The organism is Microbacterium sp. SORGH_AS_1204, assembly GCF_030818935.1.
Taxonomy (GTDB): Bacteria; Actinomycetota; Actinomycetes; order Actinomycetales; family Microbacteriaceae; genus Microbacterium.
In genome coordinates this window covers 386,197-402,122 of sequence record NZ_JAUTBD010000001.1, presented here as the reverse complement: position 1 = coordinate 402,122, position 15,926 = coordinate 386,197, and the positions used below count along the sequence as shown (strand labels likewise).

Sequence of the window (15,926 nt, the reverse complement as noted above, 5' to 3'; positions counted from 1 at the left end):
CCGGCAGTGCCGGGCAAGGGCGCGGCTCGGTCAGCGACGCGACCGCACGCGGCCGTGCAGCAGCGCGTCGAGGTGGGCGACGGCGAGCAGCAACCGGGGGAACGACGCCGACGCCCCTTTGCGCGGCAGGCGGTCGAGGGCGGCCTCGTCGCCGGGCAGCCTCGCCTGCTGCCCCCGCACCAGCCGCCGCGTCGCGTTCAGCAGCGCCAGCGGGTGCGTGTCGAGGGCGCTGTGTCCGTTGCGGATGCGCACGAGGGTGGCATCCGGGGCCGACGCCGCCACCCGCTCGGCGATCGCGGGCGGGGTACGCAGGTCGCGGTCGCCCGAGAGCACCACGAGCGGGAAATCGAACGAGCGCACCGCCCCGACGAGATCGACGGACTCACCGACGAAAGCGGGGAACAGGTGCGCGAGCGGAAGGTAGGTCAGCGCCGGATCGAGCGGGTGCCCGTCGGGGGTGCCGGCGTAGCCGAGCTCGCGGAACGCGATGGCGCCGACGAGGTCGAACTCGTAGACGCCGGGGATGCGCGGCAGCCCGCCATCACGGGTGGCGTATGCACCGAGGACTCGCCACGCCAATCCGGGCCGGTGGCGCAGCAGCGGCAGAGCGAGGTCACAGCCGCCCAGCTCGTACGCCGCGCGCACGATGTCGAGCACGACCCGTGGGGCGACACCGGCGGCCATGAGACGCTTCACGCCGCGGGCCATCTCGTCGTCGGCATCCCAGAACAACTCGCGAAGGCGCGCCCGCTCGAGGCCGACGTCGCGCGTGGACTGCAGGGCCGAATCGAGCAGCATGGATGCCACGCGCTCCGGATGCCGCGCCCCGAACGCCATCGCCAGATAACTGCCGTACGACGAGCCGACGACCACCGCCCGGTCGATGCCCTCGGCATCCAGCACCGCGACGAGGTCGTCGAGCACCGACGCGATCCGCATCGCCTCGGAGGGCAGGGGACGGCCGTCGAGGTCGGTGCGCGACCGCCCCACCCCGCGGTGCTCGACCATCACGAGGTCGAGGCCACCCCGCGCCGCCCACCGCCGCAGGCCGCGATAGGGCAGGAGGGAGGCGAGCCCGGGGCCGCCCGGGATCACGACGACGGGCGTCCCACCGCGCGGCCCGGTGCGCACGTACGTCAGGTCGAACGCCGGCGCACCTCCCCCGGCGGGGCGGCGGATCGACCGCGGGGTCTCGCGCATGCCAGCACGCTACTCGCGTGGGCGGGATGCCGCTGTGGAGAGCTTCTGTGCCTGCGGTATGAATCGACGTACACTCGGCCACATGGCGCCTGAGACCCTCACCCTCATCAGGGACGCACTCGCGCTCGACCCCGATCAACGTGCGGTCGTCGCGAACGCCCTCCTGCAGAGTCTCCACCCGTCATCCGAGTCCGACGACGTCGGGGAGCCCTGGCTCACAGAGGCGGCCCGTCGCCTCGACACCGCGCGCGACGGATCATCGGGGACCATCGACGCCGACGCGCATTACGCGCGCCTCCGCGCCTCGCTCGCCGAGTGACGGCTCGTCAGCGCGAGCATCCGGAGGCCGCCGCAGAACTCGACGCCGCCGTTCATTGGTACGAACAGGAGCGGACGGGACTCGGCGCGTTGCTCCTGGACCGGGCGGAGCAGGCCCGCCACGATATCGCTGAGTGGCCCGATGCGTCGCCGCCTGCCCGAACTCTCGGCGACGGGACGATCGTCCGGAGCAAGGCCATGCACGGGTTCCCGTGCCGGATCGTCTACGCCGTCGAGCCGGCGGGTGTCGTGATCCTCGCGTACGCGCACGAGCGCCGCGAACCGGCGTTCTGGGCGCTCCGCCGCGACGCCTGAGTCACCGGCGCGCGAGATTCCGGTTGGCTGTGAAACCCGGCGCGGACGGCGTCGGTGGGCACCGGCATCCATAGGCTCCGTTCGTGACCCGCACGACGTCTTCCTTCCGCGGCATCCCCGCCTCCGCCGCCGCCATCGGGGCGACCGTGCTCGGCGCGGGGCTCGGCGAGCTCGTCGCGGCGGTCGTCGCGCCCTCGGCCAGCCCTTTCGCCGTCATCGGCGGCGGCATGATCGACATCGCGCCGGCGTGGGCGAAGAACCTCGCCATCAGCCTCTTCGGCACGGGCGACAAGGCGGCGCTGCTCGTCGGCATCGCCGTGCTGCTGCTCGTGGTGGCGGGTCTGGCCGGGTTGCTGGAGTGGCGCCGCCCGCCGTGGGGCCGGGTCGTGCTCGTCGGGCTCGGAGTCGTCGGAGCCGTCGTCGCGATGACCCGCGCCGACGCGGGCACGCTCTCGCCCCTGCCGTCGATCGTCGCGGGCGGCGTCGCGGCGACCGTGACCGCCCTGCTGCTGCGCCGCCTCCGCCGGCCCTCGACGCTCGCGCCCGCCGACACCGGGCTCACCCGACGCGGCGTGCTCGCGCTCTCGGGTGTCGCGGTGATGGCGGGCGCGCTGGCGGCGCTGGGGTCGGTCGCCCTGAGCGGCGGTGCGCGCGCGGTGAGCGCCGTCCGAGCGGCACTGCGCCTGCCGACCCCGTCGACCACGGCCGACGTGCCGGCGAGCGCGGAGCTCGGCATCGACGGCCTCTCCCCCGTGATCACGCCCGCCGCCGACTTCTACCGCATCGACACCGCCCTCGTCGTGCCCCAGGTCGACCCCGCGACCTGGTCGTTGCGCGTCCACGGCCTCGTCGAGCAGGAGGTGGTGCTGCGCTGGGACGACCTCGTCGCCCTGCCGCAGCAGGAGACGGTCGCGACCCTCGTGTGCGTGTCGAACGGCGTCGGCGGCGATCTCGTCGGCACCGCCCGCTGGCTCGGCGTGCCGCTGCGCGACGTCCTCGCGCGGGCACGCCCCACCGCCGAGGCCGACATGGTGCTCTCGCACTCCATCGACGGGTTCACGGCATCCTCGCCCCTCGAGGCGCTGACCGACGACCGCGATGCGCTGCTGGCCATCGGCATGAACGGCGAACCGCTGCCGATCGAGCACGGGTTCCCGGTGCGCATGGTCGTTCCGGGGCTCTACGGCTACGTCTCGGCGACTAAGTGGGTGACCGAGCTCGAGGTGACGCGCTTCGACCGCGCCGAAGGGTACTGGACGCCGCGCGGCTGGTCGGAGCGCGGCCCGGTGAAGCTGCAGTCGCGCATCGACGTGCCACGCTCCGGTGCGCGTGTCGCGGCGGGCGACACGGTCATCGCGGGCGTCGCCTGGCAGACGCACGTCGGCGTCTCCGGCGTCGAGGTGCAGATCGACGACGGGCCGTGGCAGCCCGCGACCCTCGCCACCGCCATCTCGGCCGACACGTGGGTGCAGTGGAGCATCCCCTGGCAGGCGGCGGCCGGCGAGCACACGCTCCGCTGCCGCGCGATCTCCACCGCCGGCGAGATGCAGACCGAGACCCGCACCCCACCCGCCCCCGACGGCGCGACGGGGTGGGCGGAAGTGCGGATCACGGTCGCCTGAGCACGCGCGAGGGGTCATTTTCTGTCGCCGAGGACACTCGGAAGCGACAGAAAATGACCCCTCACGCGGATCGGGCGCGGGGCGCGTGGGGCGTCAGGCCGACAGAACGTGCTTCAGCTGGTCGACGGCCCAGTCGAGCTCGGTCGCGCGGATCGTCAGCGGCGGGGCGATGCGGATCGTCTGACCGTGCGTGTCTTTGACCAGTACGCCGCGCGACAGCAGCTTCTCGGCGATCTCGCGGCCCGTGCCGTACGCGGGGTCGATGTCGACGCCGGCCCACAGGCCCGCGATGCGCACGCCGGTCACGCCGTGGCCGATGAGCGCGCGCAGCGCCGGTTCGAGGTGGGCGCCGAGCGCCTTGGCGCGGGTCTGGAATTCTCCGGATGCCAGCATCTCGACGACGCGCAGCCCCACCGCGGCCGCCAACGGGTTGCCGCCGAACGTCGAGCCGTGCTCACCGGCGCGGATGACGCCGAGCACGTCGTCGTTCGCGACGACCGCCGACAGGGGCAGGATGCCACCGCCCAGCGCCTTGCCGAGGAGGTAGACGTCGGGAACGACACCCTCGCGGTCGCACGCGAACGTCTCGCCCACGCGGCCGAGGCCCGACTGGATCTCGTCGGCGATGAACAGCACGTTGTTCTCGGTGCAGATCTCGCGCACGCGGCGGAGGAACCCGTCGGGCGGCAGGACGACCCCGGCCTCGCCCTGGATGGGCTCGAGCAGCACCGCGGCGGTGTTCTCGTCGATGGCCGCGGCGATGGCATCCGCGTCGCCGTAGGGCACGTGCACGAAGCCGGGCGCGTAGGGACCGAAGTCGTCGTGGGCCACGGGGTCGTCGCTGAAGCCGACGATCGTGATGGTGCGGCCGTGGAAGTTGCCGTTCGCGACGATGATCGTCGCGGCGTCCGGGGCGATCCCCTTCGTCCGGTAGCCCCACGCACGCGCGACCTTTATGCCGGTCTCGACGGCCTCGGCGCCGGTGTTCATCGGCAGCACGAGGTCTTTGCCGCACAGCTGCGACAGCGCGGTGGCGAAAGGACCGAGACGGTCGTTGTGGTACGCCCGGCTCGTCAGCGTCAGGCGGTCGAGCTGCTCGCGGGCGGCGGCGAGGATCGCGGGATGGCCGTGCCCGAAGTTGAGCGCAGAGTACGCCGACAGCAGGTCGAGGTAGCGCTTGCCCTCGACGTCGGTGACCCACACGCCCTCGGCGCGCGAGACGACGACGGGCAGCGGGTGATAGTTGTGCGCCAGGTGGGCGCCCTCGTCGGCGATCAGGCGCGCACCGAGGTCGTCGAGGGTGACGCTCATCGGGCACCGCCGCGCAGCTCCAGCGTGCAGCACTTGATGCCGCCGCCGCCGAGCAGCAGCTCGGAGAGGTCCACCGTCACCGGGGTATAGCCGCGCTCGCGCAGCTGCGCCTCGAATCCGACGGCGCGAGGGGAGATGATGACGTTCTTGCCGTCGCTGGCGGAGTTGAGTCCGAACACCGAGCCGTCGGCATCCGAGACGCGAATGGCATCCGGGTAGCGCTCGCGCAGGATCGCCTGGCTGCGCTCGTCGAACGCATTGGGGAGGTAGGCGATGTTCGCCTTGTCGACGCCGCCGGGGCCCTCGACCGGGTCGAGCACGGCGATGGCGGTGTCGAGATGATAGAACCGCGGGTCGGTGAGCGTCAGCGAGACGACCTCGCGCGAGAACACCTCGCCCACCTCGCGGTGGCTGTCGCCGGTCGAGCGGAAGCCCGTTCCGGCCAGGATCGTGCTGCCCACGAGCAGGAAGTCGCCCTCGCCTTCGTTCACCTCGACGGGCTCGGCGACCTCGAAGCCGTTGGCGGCGAACCAGTCGATGAAAGCGGGAGCCTCGGCGGCGCGCTCACGGAAGCGGAACTTGGGACCGTATGCGACGCCGTCGATGACGAAGCCGCCGTTGGCGGTGTAGACCATGTCGGGCAGCCCCTCGACGTGGTCGATGAGCTCGATCTCGTGGCCGAGCTCCTTGTACGTGTCGTACAGGGACTGCCACTGCGTCAGGGCGAGGTCGGTGTCGGTGGGGCGCGAGGGCTCCATCCACGGATTGATGCTGTAGCTGACCGTGAAGTGGTCGGGACGGCACATCAGGTATCGACGGTGCTGCTGGACGCGCTCGACCGTCTCGGATGCGACGGCGGCGGCGGCGGGGGTAGCGGACATCTCTGCTCCTCGGAGGAAAGGTGCGGCGGACGCTGTCCTGGGGCTCGGTGGCCCTTCGAACCCGTCGGTGTCGTGACACCGTGCGGGGAAAGGTCGGTCCGAGCACGCCGGGGCCATTCTCGCACGCGCGTGCGAGCGGGCGCGAGCGGCGCCGCACAACCCCCTGACGCGGCGCGGACTCGCGCCGCACAACCTCCGCGATGTGCACGAACTCAGCGGCATCCACCCCGACCCGACGGAGGGTGCGCGAATCACCGACTTTCTGCACGGCGACCGGCGGACCCGCACGCGCCGCACAACCTCCGCGATGTACACGGGTTGCCCGAGCCGACCCTGCGCGCCGACCACCGGATGCCGAATCACACCGTGCCGCGCACGCCCTCCGCCCGCAGCCGGGCGACGTCGGCCGCGGAGTGCAGGCCCGCGTCCGATCCGAGGCCCGTGGCGACGAGGCTGCCGCACGCCAGGCCCCGCTCCGCGCACTCCGCCGTGCTGAGCCCGTCGACCAGGCCCCAGATGAACCCGGCGCTGAAGGCATCGCCGCAGCCGGTCGTGTCGACGACGTCGACGGTGTATGCCGGCAGACGCATGTCCCGGTCGGCGTGCGTGCTGACGCTGACGCCGGCGGCACCGCGGGTGATCACGAGGGTGGAAACCCCGGCATCCAGGTAGAACGTGATCGCCTCGCTCAGCGTCGCGGCATCCGCGAACGACAGGGCGTCCTCCTCGCTCGGGAAGAGGTAGTCGACGTACGGCAGACACGGCAGCACCGCCTCGCGGTCGGCCGCTGCGCCGGTCGGGATGAAGTCCATGGTGGTGACGACTCCGGCCTCGCGCGCACGGCGCAGCAGCTCGACGCTGGGCGCGCCGTCGATGCCCGGCAGCAGGCACGTGCCGCCGAGGTGCAGCACCGCCACGTCGCTCAGATCGATGGATGCCAGATCCTCGGGCCGGATCGCCGCGTTCGAGCCGATGACGTGCAGCGCCGGACGACTGCCGTCGCGCCGGATCGGCAGCATCGTCGCCGACGTGGGCCGTTCGGGGCGCACCGCGAGGCCCTCCACATCGACGCCTTCGCCCGCCATCGTGGCGCGCAGGAACGCGCCCAGGGCATCGTCGCCGACCGCTCCCACCGTCGCGACGGGGACCCCGAGCCGCGCGAGGTCGACGGCGGTGGCCGCGGCGGTACCGGCGACGGTGAGGCGGATCTCGTCGAGCAGCGCGAGACCCTGCCCGGGCGGGATGGCATCGACGTAGCGGCCGAGCACATCGGCGACGTGGAGGCCGGCGGTGACGACGCGACGGGTGAGCGGGGGCATGGGTCTCCTCGGGCGGGGGTGGGACGGGCGCATCTTACTGACGACGGGAGCATCGCCGCTTTCATGTCATCGTGTGACGATCGGGTCGAACGTCGCCCGAGGCACTCCCTACGCTGAGGAAGCCGATTCTCGGCGATACCCCACACAGCACCCGCGGCGACGCGCGCACCGACGCGAGCGCCCACCGGCCCCACAGGAGCCCACCGTGAGAAAGTCCCTCTTCGCCCTTCCGGCGATCGTCGTGGCGGCAGGCCTGGCCCTCGCCGGTTGCACGACCGTCTCGTCCGAGTCCTCCGCCCCGAACGGCGAGGGCGTCGACGCCAGCCAGCCGCTCGCCGGCAAGACCATCGGCGTCGCCGTCGTCGGCACGCAGCACTTCTGGGACCGCGAGGCCTTCCAGGGTGCGGTCGACGAGGTCGAGAAGCTCGGCGGCACGGTGCTCACCACCGACGGCAACCGCGACAACACCCTGCACGCGCAGAACCACGACATCTTCCTCGCGCAGAACGTCGACGCCGTCATCACGATCCTCGGCGACGCCTCGGTCGACCCGAAGCTGCAGCAGCTGCACGACGCCGGCATCCCCGTGTTCGGTGTGGACCACGCCTCGGAGTGGGCCGTCAACAACGCGCAGTCCGACAACGTGGTGGGCGGCACGGCCCTGGGCAAGATCACCGGTGACGCGCTCGGGGGCGAGGGCAGCATCGCCGTCTTCAACGCGTTCGGATCGAGCCTGTCGTTCTGCGGCGAGCGCTACGACGCGTGGAAGAACGAACTCGCCACGAACTACCCGAACATCAAGCTGATCGAGCCCGAGCTCGCCGAGCAGTTCGCAAACGCCCCCGACGACGCACGTCAGCAGACGCTCGCGCTGCTGGAGAAGTACCCGGTCGGCACCATCCAGGACATCCACGTGGCGTGCTGGGACCAGCCGGCCATCGGCGTCGTGCAGGCGATCGAGGACTCGGGCCGCACCGACGTGAAGGTCACCGCCTTCGACGCCGGCCCCGACACGCTCGAGATCATGAGCGAGCCGAACAGCCCGTTCGTCGGCAACATCGCCCAGCTGCCGCGCAAGATCGCGACGATCTCGGCCGACAACGTCGGCAAATACTTCCTCGGCGAAGAGGTCGAGAAGGTCAGCTATGTCGACACGATCCCGGTCGCCGGCCCCGACGAGGCGAAGAAGGTCTCGAAGGAGCTGGGCTACACCCAGTGACGAACAGCTCCTCCTCCTTCGTGACGCCGGTCCTGCACATGACCGGCGTCACGAAGGCGTTCGCGGGCGTCCCGGCTCTCCGGGGCGCCTCGATCGACGTGCGCCCGGGCGAGGTGCACGGCCTCGTCGGCGAGAACGGCGCAGGCAAGTCCACGCTCATCAAGATCCTCGCCGGCATCTACGCGCGCGATGCCGGTTCGGTCGTCATCGGCGGCACGGACGCCGGCACGCTGACGCCCGCCGATGCGCACGCGGCCGGCATCCGCTTCGTGCACCAGGAACTCCAGCTCGTGCCCGATATGACGGTGGCCGAGAACGTCTGGCTCGGCAACGAGCAGAGCGCGGGGGGCATGCTGCGGGGACGCCGCATGAAGGCCCGGGTCACCGAGGTGCTGCACGACGTGCTCGGCATCCGGCTCTCGCCGACCCGTCTCGTGCGCGACCTCGGGCCCGCCGAGCGCAAGCTCGTGCAGGTGGCCCGGGCGCTCGTCGACGACGACGCGCGCCTCATCGTCTTCGACGAGCCCACCGCTCCGCTCGCCAGCGCCGAGGCGGAACAGCTGCTCGGCATCATCGCGCGGCTTCGCGATCGGGGGATCTCGAGTCTGTACATCTCGCACTATCTCGGCGAGGTCACCCGCATCTGCGATCGGGTCACGGTGCTGCGCGGGGGTCTCGATGTGGGCCGCATCGAGACGGTCGACGCCGAGAGCGGCCGCGAGATGATCCGCCTGATGATCGGGCGCGAGATCGACGACCTCTACCCCGCCCGCCGCGCGGCCCCCATCGCCGAGCCGGTGCTGCGCGCCCGCGGCCTGCGCGTCGGGTCGGTCGTGCAGGGCGTCGACCTCGACGTGCGCCCCGGCGAGATCCTCGGCGTCACCGGCCTGCTCGGCTCGGGAGCCTCCGAGCTGGCAGAGTCCCTGGTGGGCCTGCACCGTCACACGGGCGAGCTGTCGCTCTCGGGCCGCCGCTTCCGCCCGTCGAGCCCGGCCGCGGCCCTCGACGCGGGTGTCGTGCTCGTGCCGCGCGACCGCCGTCACGACGGCGTCGTGCTCGACTTCTCGACGCAGCGCAACCTCACGCTGTCGACCCTCGGCGAAGGCAGCCGCGGGGGACTCCTCGACGACGCCGCCTCCCGCGAGCGTGCGTCGCAGCTCGCGGAGCGCCTCGACATCCGCCCCCGCGACACGGCCGTGCAGACGCGCCTGCTCAGCGGCGGCAACCAGCAGAAGGTCGTGCTGGGCCGCAGCCTCGCCGCCGGCGCCCGCGTCATCGTGCTCGACGAGCCGACGGTCGGCGTCGACATCGGCGCGAAGCAGGAGATCTACCGCCTGCTGGCCGAGCTCGCGGCATCCGGAACCGCCGTCGTCGTCGTCTCGACCGACCCGGCCGAGGTGCTCGGACTCAGCGACCGCATCGTGGTGCTCGAGCGCGGGCGCGTCGCGCACGAGGTGTCGACCGATGGTCTGACCCTCGAGCACCTCAGTGCGCTGGTCACCGGCAGCACCGCCGACCCTCGAACCGAAGGGGATGCCGCGTGAGCACCCTCGCCCCCGAGCGCCCCGCGCTCGCCCCGCGCGTGCGGAGCCTGCTGGCCCGGCGCGGCCCGCTGCTGGTCGTCCTCGCGATGACCGTCTACCTCGCCGTCACGGCGAAGGGCTTCCTCGGCGTCGCCAACGTCACCGCCAGCCTCACCCAGGCGGCGCCGGTGGCCCTGGTCGCGATGGGCCTCGCCATCGTCGTGATCGGCGGCGGCGACGATGTCGTGGTCGGGGGCATCGACCTGTCGATCCCCGCGACCGCCGCCCTGGCCACCGCGATCGTCAGCGATCAGCTGACCACGTACGGTACGCCCTTCGCGGTCGCCTTCGCCCTCGGCATCCTGGTCACCACCGTCTTCGGGCTGCTCAACGCCATCCTCGTCGGCTGGGTCGGGCTCTCGTCGATCCTCGCGACCCTCGCGGTGTACGTCGCGGTCGTCGGCATCACCCGCGTGGTCAGCGGCAACCGTCGCATCGACGTCGCCGACCCGCTGATCGTGGCCGTGCGCGACACGCGCGTCGCGGGCATCCCGCTCGCGGCGGTCCTCATGCTGATCGTCGCCGCGGTGCTCGTGTTCGTCATGGCCCGCACCCCCTACGGCCGGCGCCTGCAGGCGGTGGGCGGAAACCGGGATGCCGCGATCTTCGCCGGCATCCCGGCCCAGCGCTACATCATGTCGACGTTCGTCATCGCGGGGGTCGTGGCCGGTCTCAGCTCGCTGCTGCTCATCGCCCGCGGCTCGGGCAGCAGCCCGGGCATCGACGAGCGCCTCATGGTCGACATGGTGCTGGCGACGTTCCTCGGCGCCGCCTTCACCCGGCGCGGCACCGTGACCGTCGCAGGATCGGTGCTGGGCGCGCTCTTCGTGGCGCTGCTGTCGAACGGCCTCATCCTCTCGCGCGTCGCCAACGCCTGGGTCGACGGCTTCAAGGGCGTGCTGATCCTGCTCGTCGTGGCCGCCGCGGCCGCCCGCAAGAGCGAGGAGGCCCGCGCGTGAGCACCACCGCCACCCGCACCCGCTGGTCGGGCGTCGCCGGTTCCGCCGCGGCCACCGTCACCCGCTACGGCTTCGTCGCCGCCTTCGCGCTGCTGGTCGTGTTCTTCTCGTTCGCGAGCGACGCGTTCCTGCGTCCGAGCAACCTGCTCAACGTGCTCGACGGCGTCGCGATCCTGCTGCTGGTCGCCCTCGCCCTCACCGTCGTGGTGTCGTCCGGCGGCATCGACCTCTCCGCCGCCGTCGCCGTGGACTTCGGCGCGTGGTTCGCGATCGTGTCGATGATGTCGTTCGGGATGCCGTGGCCCGTCGCCGTGCTGCTGGGCCTGCTCGGCGGCGCGCTGATCGGGGCGCTCAACGCCTTCCTCATCGTGGGGCTCGGCGTCACGCCCTTCCTCGCCACCCTCGGCACGTTCTTCATCGGGCGCAGCGCCCAGCAGATCGGTACGAACGGCGGCGCGAGCGTCAGCTTCCGCGCGGCTCCCGAGGGCTTCACCTTCCTCGGCTCGGGCGACGTGCTCGGAGTCGGCATCCCGGTCATCATCGCCGCGGTCGCGGCCGTGGGCATCGGCATCCTGCTGCACCGCACGCCCGCCGGTGTGCGCATCCAGGCCATGGGCCTGCAGGATCGCGCGGCCGTCGTCGCGGGGCTGCGCACCCGTCGCATCCGCGTGCTCGTCTACGTCGGCGCGGGCGTGCTGTGCGCGGCGGGCGGCATCCTGCTCAGCGCGTCGCTGCGGCTGTACACCCCGCTCGCGGGCTTCAGCTACCTGTTGGATGCCATTGCCGCGGTGTTCATCGGCGCGTCGATGCACCCGCGCTCGCGGCCCAACGTGCCCGGTACCGTCGTGGGTGTGCTGTTCCTCGGCGTGCTGGCGAACGGCCTCGACCTGCTCGGGCTCGACTTCAACGTGAAGGCCGCGGTGCAGGGCGTGGTGCTGCTGGTCGCCCTCGTGCTGGCGTACACCGTCGCGCAGCGCGCGCGGGCGGCGGCGGAGCGCAAGCCCGCTGTCGCGGCGGCCCGACCGGGCGCCGCCGGTCTGGGCGCGGTCGCCCCGGACGCCGCAGCCGCCCCGCGCACCGGCGACACCACCCCGGGCGGCACCGCGTGACCCCCGCCGTCCTCGGCATCGACGCCGGCACCACCGCCGTCAAGGCCGTGCTGTACTCGCTCGAGGGCGAGACGCTCGCCGCCGGGCACCGGTCGGTCGCGGTCGTGCGCACCCCCGACGGCGGTGCCGAGAGCGACATCGACCTCGTCTGGGAGGCTGTCGTCGGCGCCGTGCGCCAGGCGCTGTCGCAGGCGCGCAGCACGGCCCCCGACGTCGTCGCGATCGGTGTGACCGGGCAGGGCGACGGCGCGTGGCTCGTCGACGCCGAGGGGCGGCAGGTGCGTCCCGCCGCCCTGTGGCTCGACGGCCGGAACGCCGACCGCGTGACCGCCTGGCAGCGCGACGGACGGGATGCCACGGTGATCGCCGCCACCGGCTCGGCCAGCTTCCCCGGCACCCTCCCCGTGCTGCTCGACGGCTTCGCCGAGACCGAGCCCGACGTGCTCGCCCGCGCCGCTCACCACCTCAACTGCAAGGACGCGGTGCGTCACCGCCTCGCCGGCGAAGTCGCGACCGATCCCTCCGAGGCGTCGCGCACGTACCTCGATCCGGCGACCCTCGCGTACTCCGACGAGATGATCGACGCGCTCGACCACCGCCGCTTCGCGCATCTGCTCCCGCCCGTCCGCGCCCCGCACGAGCACGGCGGCACCCTCACCGACGATGCCGCCGCCGAGCTCGGCCTCCGCGCCGGCGTGCCCGTCGCGATCGGCCTCGTCGACTCCGCCGCCTGCCCCGTGGGTCTCGGCGCGCTCGCCGACCAGGACGGCTGGGTGGTGCTCGGCACGACCGCGACCGTGGCCGTCAACCGCGTCGACCGCGCGGCGGCCGACAGCGGGATCGGCATCCTCATCCCCACCGGCCGCGGCACCCAGGTGCTCGAAGCCCTGTCGTCGATGGTCGGCACGCCCAACCTCGACTGGGTACGAGGCACCCTCGGCCTCGCCGACCGCAGCTGGACCGAGCTCGAACGCCTCGCGCGCACGGCGCCCGACGGCAGCGGCGGTGTCATCTACCTGCCCTACGGCTCGCCCAGCGGCGAGCGCGCCCCGTTCGTGGATGCCGCGGCCTCGGCGTCGTGGGTCGGCATGAACGTCACGACCACCCCCGCCCAGCTGCTGCGGAGCGTCTTCGAGGGCCTGGCGTTCTCGGTCGCCGAGTGCCTCGACCTGCTGGATGCCGCGGACCGCGTGCCCGTGTGCGGCGGCGGCGCGCGCAGCGACCTGCTGTGCCAGCTGCTGGCCGATGTGTCGGGGCGCACGATCGTGCGCACCGCCGACCCCGAGGTCGGGGCGCGCGGGGCCGCGACCGTCGCCCTGGTCGCCGCCGGCCTCGCCGACGACCTCGAGACGGCCGTGCGGGTGTTCCCCGCCGACAGCGTCGAGTTCGCCCCTCGCCCCTCGCCCGCCCTCGCCGCGGCGCGCGAGGTGTTCGCGCGCGTGCGGGCGGCGCTGCGGCCGGAATGGCCCGCGCTGCGGTCGCTCGGGCGTCTCGCCGCGGCGGCTCCCCCGGCCGGCACGGGCGAGACGGCCGCCGTCGCCCACACCCCGCAGGTCGCCGCCGCCGCGCGCGCCGACGACTCGGAACCGCCCGCCGCCGCGCGCGCCGACGTCGAGCGCACCGCCGCCGCGGCCCCCGCCGCGCACCTCGACGCCCCCTCCCTCGACGTCCCCGCCCCCGAGAGGACTCCCGCGTGACCCGCATCGTCATCACCGCGCCCTTCGATCCGCGCGTCGCCGCCGACCTCCCGGGCGAGGTCGTCACGGCATCCGAGGCCGAGACCGGGCAGTCGCTCGGCGCCCGCGCCGCCGCCGACCCCGTGTTCGCCGCCGCCCTGGCCGAGGCCGACGTCGTGATCGCCGAGCTCGACCGCATCGACGACGACGCCCTCGCGGCGGCTCCCCGCCTGTCGCTGGTCGTGGCCTGCCGTGCCAACCCCGCCAACGTCGACCTGGCGGCGTGCGCCGCGCGGGGCGTCGAGGTGCGCACGACCCCGGGCCGCAACGCCGATGTCACCGCCGACTTCACCCTCGCGCTGCTGCTCGCGACCGTGCGACACGTGCCCGCCGCCTCGGCATGGCTGCGCGCGGGCAACTGGAGCAGCGACGACGTCTTCGAGCCGTACGCGCGCTTCCGCGGCATCGGCCTGTCGGGACGACAGTTGGGCGTGGTCGGCGGCGGCGCGGTCGGACGACGCGTGGTGCGCCGCGCGCAGGGCTTCGGCATGCGCGTCGCCGTGTACGACCCGTTCCTCGCCCCGGGTGCCCTCGGCGACGACGTGCAGCACCTCGAGCTCGACGACCTGCTCACCACCAGCGACATCGTGACCCTGCACGTTCCGCTCACCCCCGAGACCACCGGGCTGATCGCCGCGCGCGAGCTCGCGCTGCTGCGCCCCGACGCCTACCTCGTCAACGCCGGCCGCGCCGCCCTCGTCGACCGCGACGCGCTGCTCGCGGTGCTGCGCGAGGGGCGTATCGCGGGGGCAGGCTTCGACGTCTTCCACGACGAGCCGCTCGCCGCCGACGACGAGCTGCTCACGTTCTCGAACGTCACTCTCACCCCGCACATCGCCGGGGCGTCCGACGATGTCGTGGTCGAGCACTCCCGCATCGCCGCCGCCGCCGTGGCATCCTTCTTCGCGGCGCAGGCCCCCGCTCCCGAGACGCCCGGCTCCGCGGTGCCCGCCTCCCCGACCACCGACGCAAAGGACTCCCCCACCTCATGACCGTCTCCGCCACCGCCGACGTCGTCGTGCTCGACATCGAGGGCACCACCTCGGCCGCCGGCTTCATCCTCGGCGACCTCTACGACTACGCCCGTCCGCGCCTGGAGGGTCTGCTCGGGCGCGACGACGACACCGTGCGCGCCGCTCGCGCCGACGCGATCGCGGAGACGGGCCTGGATGCCGAGGCCACCGACGCCGAGATCGCCGAGGCGCTCCGCGAGCTCATGGCGAAAGACGTCAAGTCGACGCCGTTGAAGACGCTGCAGGGCATCATCTGGGCCGAGGGCTTCGCCGCCGGTGAGATCCACTCGCAGTTCTTCGACGACGTTCCGCCGCGCCTCGAGGCCTGGCACGAAGCCGGCATCCGCCTCGCCGTGTACTCGTCGGGCTCGGTCGCCTCGCAGGTGCCGTGGTTCCGTCACGCGCCGCAGGGCGACCTGACCCCGCTCGTCGAGGACTTCTTCGACACGGTCAAGGCCGGACCCAAGAAGGAGAGCGCGTCGTTCGACAAGATCGCCGCCGCACTCGACGTCGCCCCCGAGCGCGCCCTCTTCCTCACCGACCACCCCGACGAAGTCGCTGCGGCGCTCGCCGCCGGCTGGCAGGTCGTCGCCCTCGACCGCGCCGGCGAGCCGTGGGCCGGAGCCGACTTCGCCGCGCCCGCCGTGGCATCCTTCGACGAGATCGAGGTGACCCGATGAGCGTTCTGCTCCCCTCGCGCGACCGCGTGCAGGCCGCCGGCGCCGCCCTCGCCGCCGAGGCCTCGCGCTTCTCGGGCTACGGCTGGATGCGCGGCACCTCGGGCAACCTGTCGGTCGTCGTCGACCGCGATCCGCTCGTGCTCGCCGTGACCGCCTCGGGCCTCGACAAGTCGCTGCTCACCGACGCCGACGTCGTGCTCATCGACGCCGAGGGAAACGCGATCGACCCCGATGACCACCGCCCGCCGTCGGCCGAGTCGGGCCTGCACGCCCACATCGCGGCGCGCACCGGCGCGAACGCGGTGTTCCACGTGCACGCGTTCGACGCCGTCGTCGCCGGGCACCGCTGGCCGGGGGGCGTCGAGATCCGCGACATGGAGATGCTCAAGGGCATCGGCCACCTCGCCGACGATGAGACGGTGACCGTCCCCGTCATCCGCAACCACCAGGACATGAGCGTCGAGGCCGCCTGGTTCGACGATGTTTACCGCCCCGCCACCGCCGAGGTGCCCGAAGTGCCCGCCCTGATCGTGGCGAACCACGGCATGTACGCCTGGGGCAGCGACGTCGCGGCCGCCCGTCGCCACCTCGAGATCACCGAGTGGCTGCTGCGCTTCGCCGTCGCGACGCGCTGAGCCGACGGCATCCACCCCACCGAGAA

General features: G+C 73.0%; 15 protein-coding genes. 11 read left to right on the top strand and 4 right to left on the bottom strand.

Translation table 11 applies throughout. The annotated features are described in order from the left end of the window. Positions 1 to 30: 30 nt before the first annotated feature. Positions 31 to 1,200: an alpha/beta fold hydrolase gene (locus QE410_RS01805; RefSeq protein WP_307327139.1), complete on the bottom strand. Its 1,170-nt coding sequence runs from the start codon at positions 1,198 to 1,200 to the stop codon at positions 31 to 33. A gap of 82 nt (positions 1,201 to 1,282) precedes the next feature. Here QE410_RS01805 and QE410_RS01800 point away from each other — a divergent pair, with 82 nt between their 5' ends. The 3 genes from QE410_RS01800 to QE410_RS01790 all read left to right on the top strand — a co-directional run bounded on the left by QE410_RS01800 (position 1,283) and on the right by QE410_RS01790 (position 3,455). Further along, the gene (locus tag QE410_RS01800) at positions 1,283 to 1,519 is read left to right on the top strand and encodes an addiction module protein (protein ID WP_307327137.1); all 237 of its coding nucleotides are present in this window, start codon (positions 1,283 to 1,285) and stop codon (positions 1,517 to 1,519) included. After that, on the top strand, positions 1,516 to 1,833 hold the full coding sequence (locus QE410_RS01795; RefSeq protein ID WP_307327135.1) for a hypothetical protein: 318 nt from the start codon (positions 1,516 to 1,518) through the stop codon (positions 1,831 to 1,833). The genes QE410_RS01800 and QE410_RS01795 overlap by 4 nt, the downstream gene beginning before the upstream one ends. Positions 1,834 to 1,916: 83 nt before the next feature. Further along, entirely contained in the window at positions 1,917 to 3,455 is a 1,539-nt protein-coding gene (locus tag QE410_RS01790; RefSeq protein WP_307327132.1) for a molybdopterin-dependent oxidoreductase, read from the top strand. 93 nt (positions 3,456 to 3,548) lie between these two features. Here the strand turns inward: QE410_RS01790 and rocD are convergent, their stop codons facing one another. From rocD to QE410_RS01775, 3 genes are all read right to left on the bottom strand, one after another. Beyond that, positions 3,549 to 4,766: an ornithine--oxo-acid transaminase gene (gene rocD, locus QE410_RS01785; protein ID WP_307327130.1), complete on the bottom strand. Its 1,218-nt coding sequence runs from the start codon at positions 4,764 to 4,766 to the stop codon at positions 3,549 to 3,551. Continuing rightward, on the bottom strand, positions 4,763 to 5,647 hold the full coding sequence (gene ddaH, locus QE410_RS01780; protein ID WP_307327128.1) for a dimethylargininase: 885 nt from the start codon (positions 5,645 to 5,647) through the stop codon (positions 4,763 to 4,765). The genes rocD and ddaH overlap by 4 nt, the downstream gene beginning before the upstream one ends. Before the next feature lie 359 nt (positions 5,648 to 6,006). Next, positions 6,007 to 6,966 (bottom strand): carbohydrate kinase family protein, encoded by a 960-nt coding sequence (locus tag QE410_RS01775; RefSeq protein WP_307327126.1) that lies wholly within the window; start codon positions 6,964 to 6,966, stop codon positions 6,007 to 6,009. A gap of 205 nt (positions 6,967 to 7,171) precedes the next feature. On the opposite strand from QE410_RS01775, the gene QE410_RS01770 reads away from it, so the two are divergent. From QE410_RS01770 to mtnB, 8 genes are read left to right on the top strand one after another with little or no spacing between them, the layout of a single operon-like run. Next, positions 7,172 to 8,185, top strand: a complete 1,014-nt coding sequence (locus QE410_RS01770) for a sugar ABC transporter substrate-binding protein (protein ID WP_307327124.1) — start codon at positions 7,172 to 7,174, stop codon at positions 8,183 to 8,185. Continuing rightward, positions 8,182 to 9,729, top strand: a complete 1,548-nt coding sequence (locus QE410_RS01765) for a sugar ABC transporter ATP-binding protein (protein WP_307327122.1) — start codon at positions 8,182 to 8,184, stop codon at positions 9,727 to 9,729. The genes QE410_RS01770 and QE410_RS01765 overlap by 4 nt, the downstream gene beginning before the upstream one ends. Continuing rightward, complete coding sequence (locus tag QE410_RS01760; protein ID WP_307327120.1) at positions 9,726 to 10,727, top strand: ABC transporter permease; 1,002 nt, start codon at positions 9,726 to 9,728, stop codon at positions 10,725 to 10,727. The genes QE410_RS01765 and QE410_RS01760 overlap by 4 nt, the downstream gene beginning before the upstream one ends. Continuing rightward, complete coding sequence (locus QE410_RS01755) at positions 10,724 to 11,836, top strand: ABC transporter permease (RefSeq protein WP_307327118.1); 1,113 nt, start codon at positions 10,724 to 10,726, stop codon at positions 11,834 to 11,836. Before QE410_RS01760 ends, QE410_RS01755 begins: the two co-directional genes overlap by 4 nt. Continuing rightward, a complete protein-coding gene (locus QE410_RS01750; protein WP_307327116.1) occupies positions 11,833 to 13,533 on the top strand; it encodes an FGGY-family carbohydrate kinase in 1,701 nt (566 codons plus the stop codon). Before QE410_RS01755 ends, QE410_RS01750 begins: the two co-directional genes overlap by 4 nt. Further along, positions 13,530 to 14,564, top strand: coding sequence for an NAD(P)-dependent oxidoreductase (locus tag QE410_RS01745; protein ID WP_307327113.1), 1,035 nt, complete (start codon positions 13,530 to 13,532; stop codon positions 14,562 to 14,564). The genes QE410_RS01750 and QE410_RS01745 overlap by 4 nt, the downstream gene beginning before the upstream one ends. After that, positions 14,561 to 15,265 carry an acireductone synthase gene (mtnC, locus tag QE410_RS01740; protein WP_307327111.1) on the top strand — a complete coding sequence of 235 codons (705 nt, stop codon included), beginning with the start codon at positions 14,561 to 14,563 and terminating at the stop codon, positions 15,263 to 15,265. Before QE410_RS01745 ends, mtnC begins: the two co-directional genes overlap by 4 nt. Continuing rightward, positions 15,262 to 15,900: a methylthioribulose 1-phosphate dehydratase gene (gene mtnB, locus QE410_RS01735; RefSeq protein ID WP_307327109.1), complete on the top strand. Its 639-nt coding sequence runs from the start codon at positions 15,262 to 15,264 to the stop codon at positions 15,898 to 15,900. Before mtnC ends, mtnB begins: the two co-directional genes overlap by 4 nt. The last annotated feature ends 26 nt before the right edge of the window (positions 15,901 to 15,926 follow it).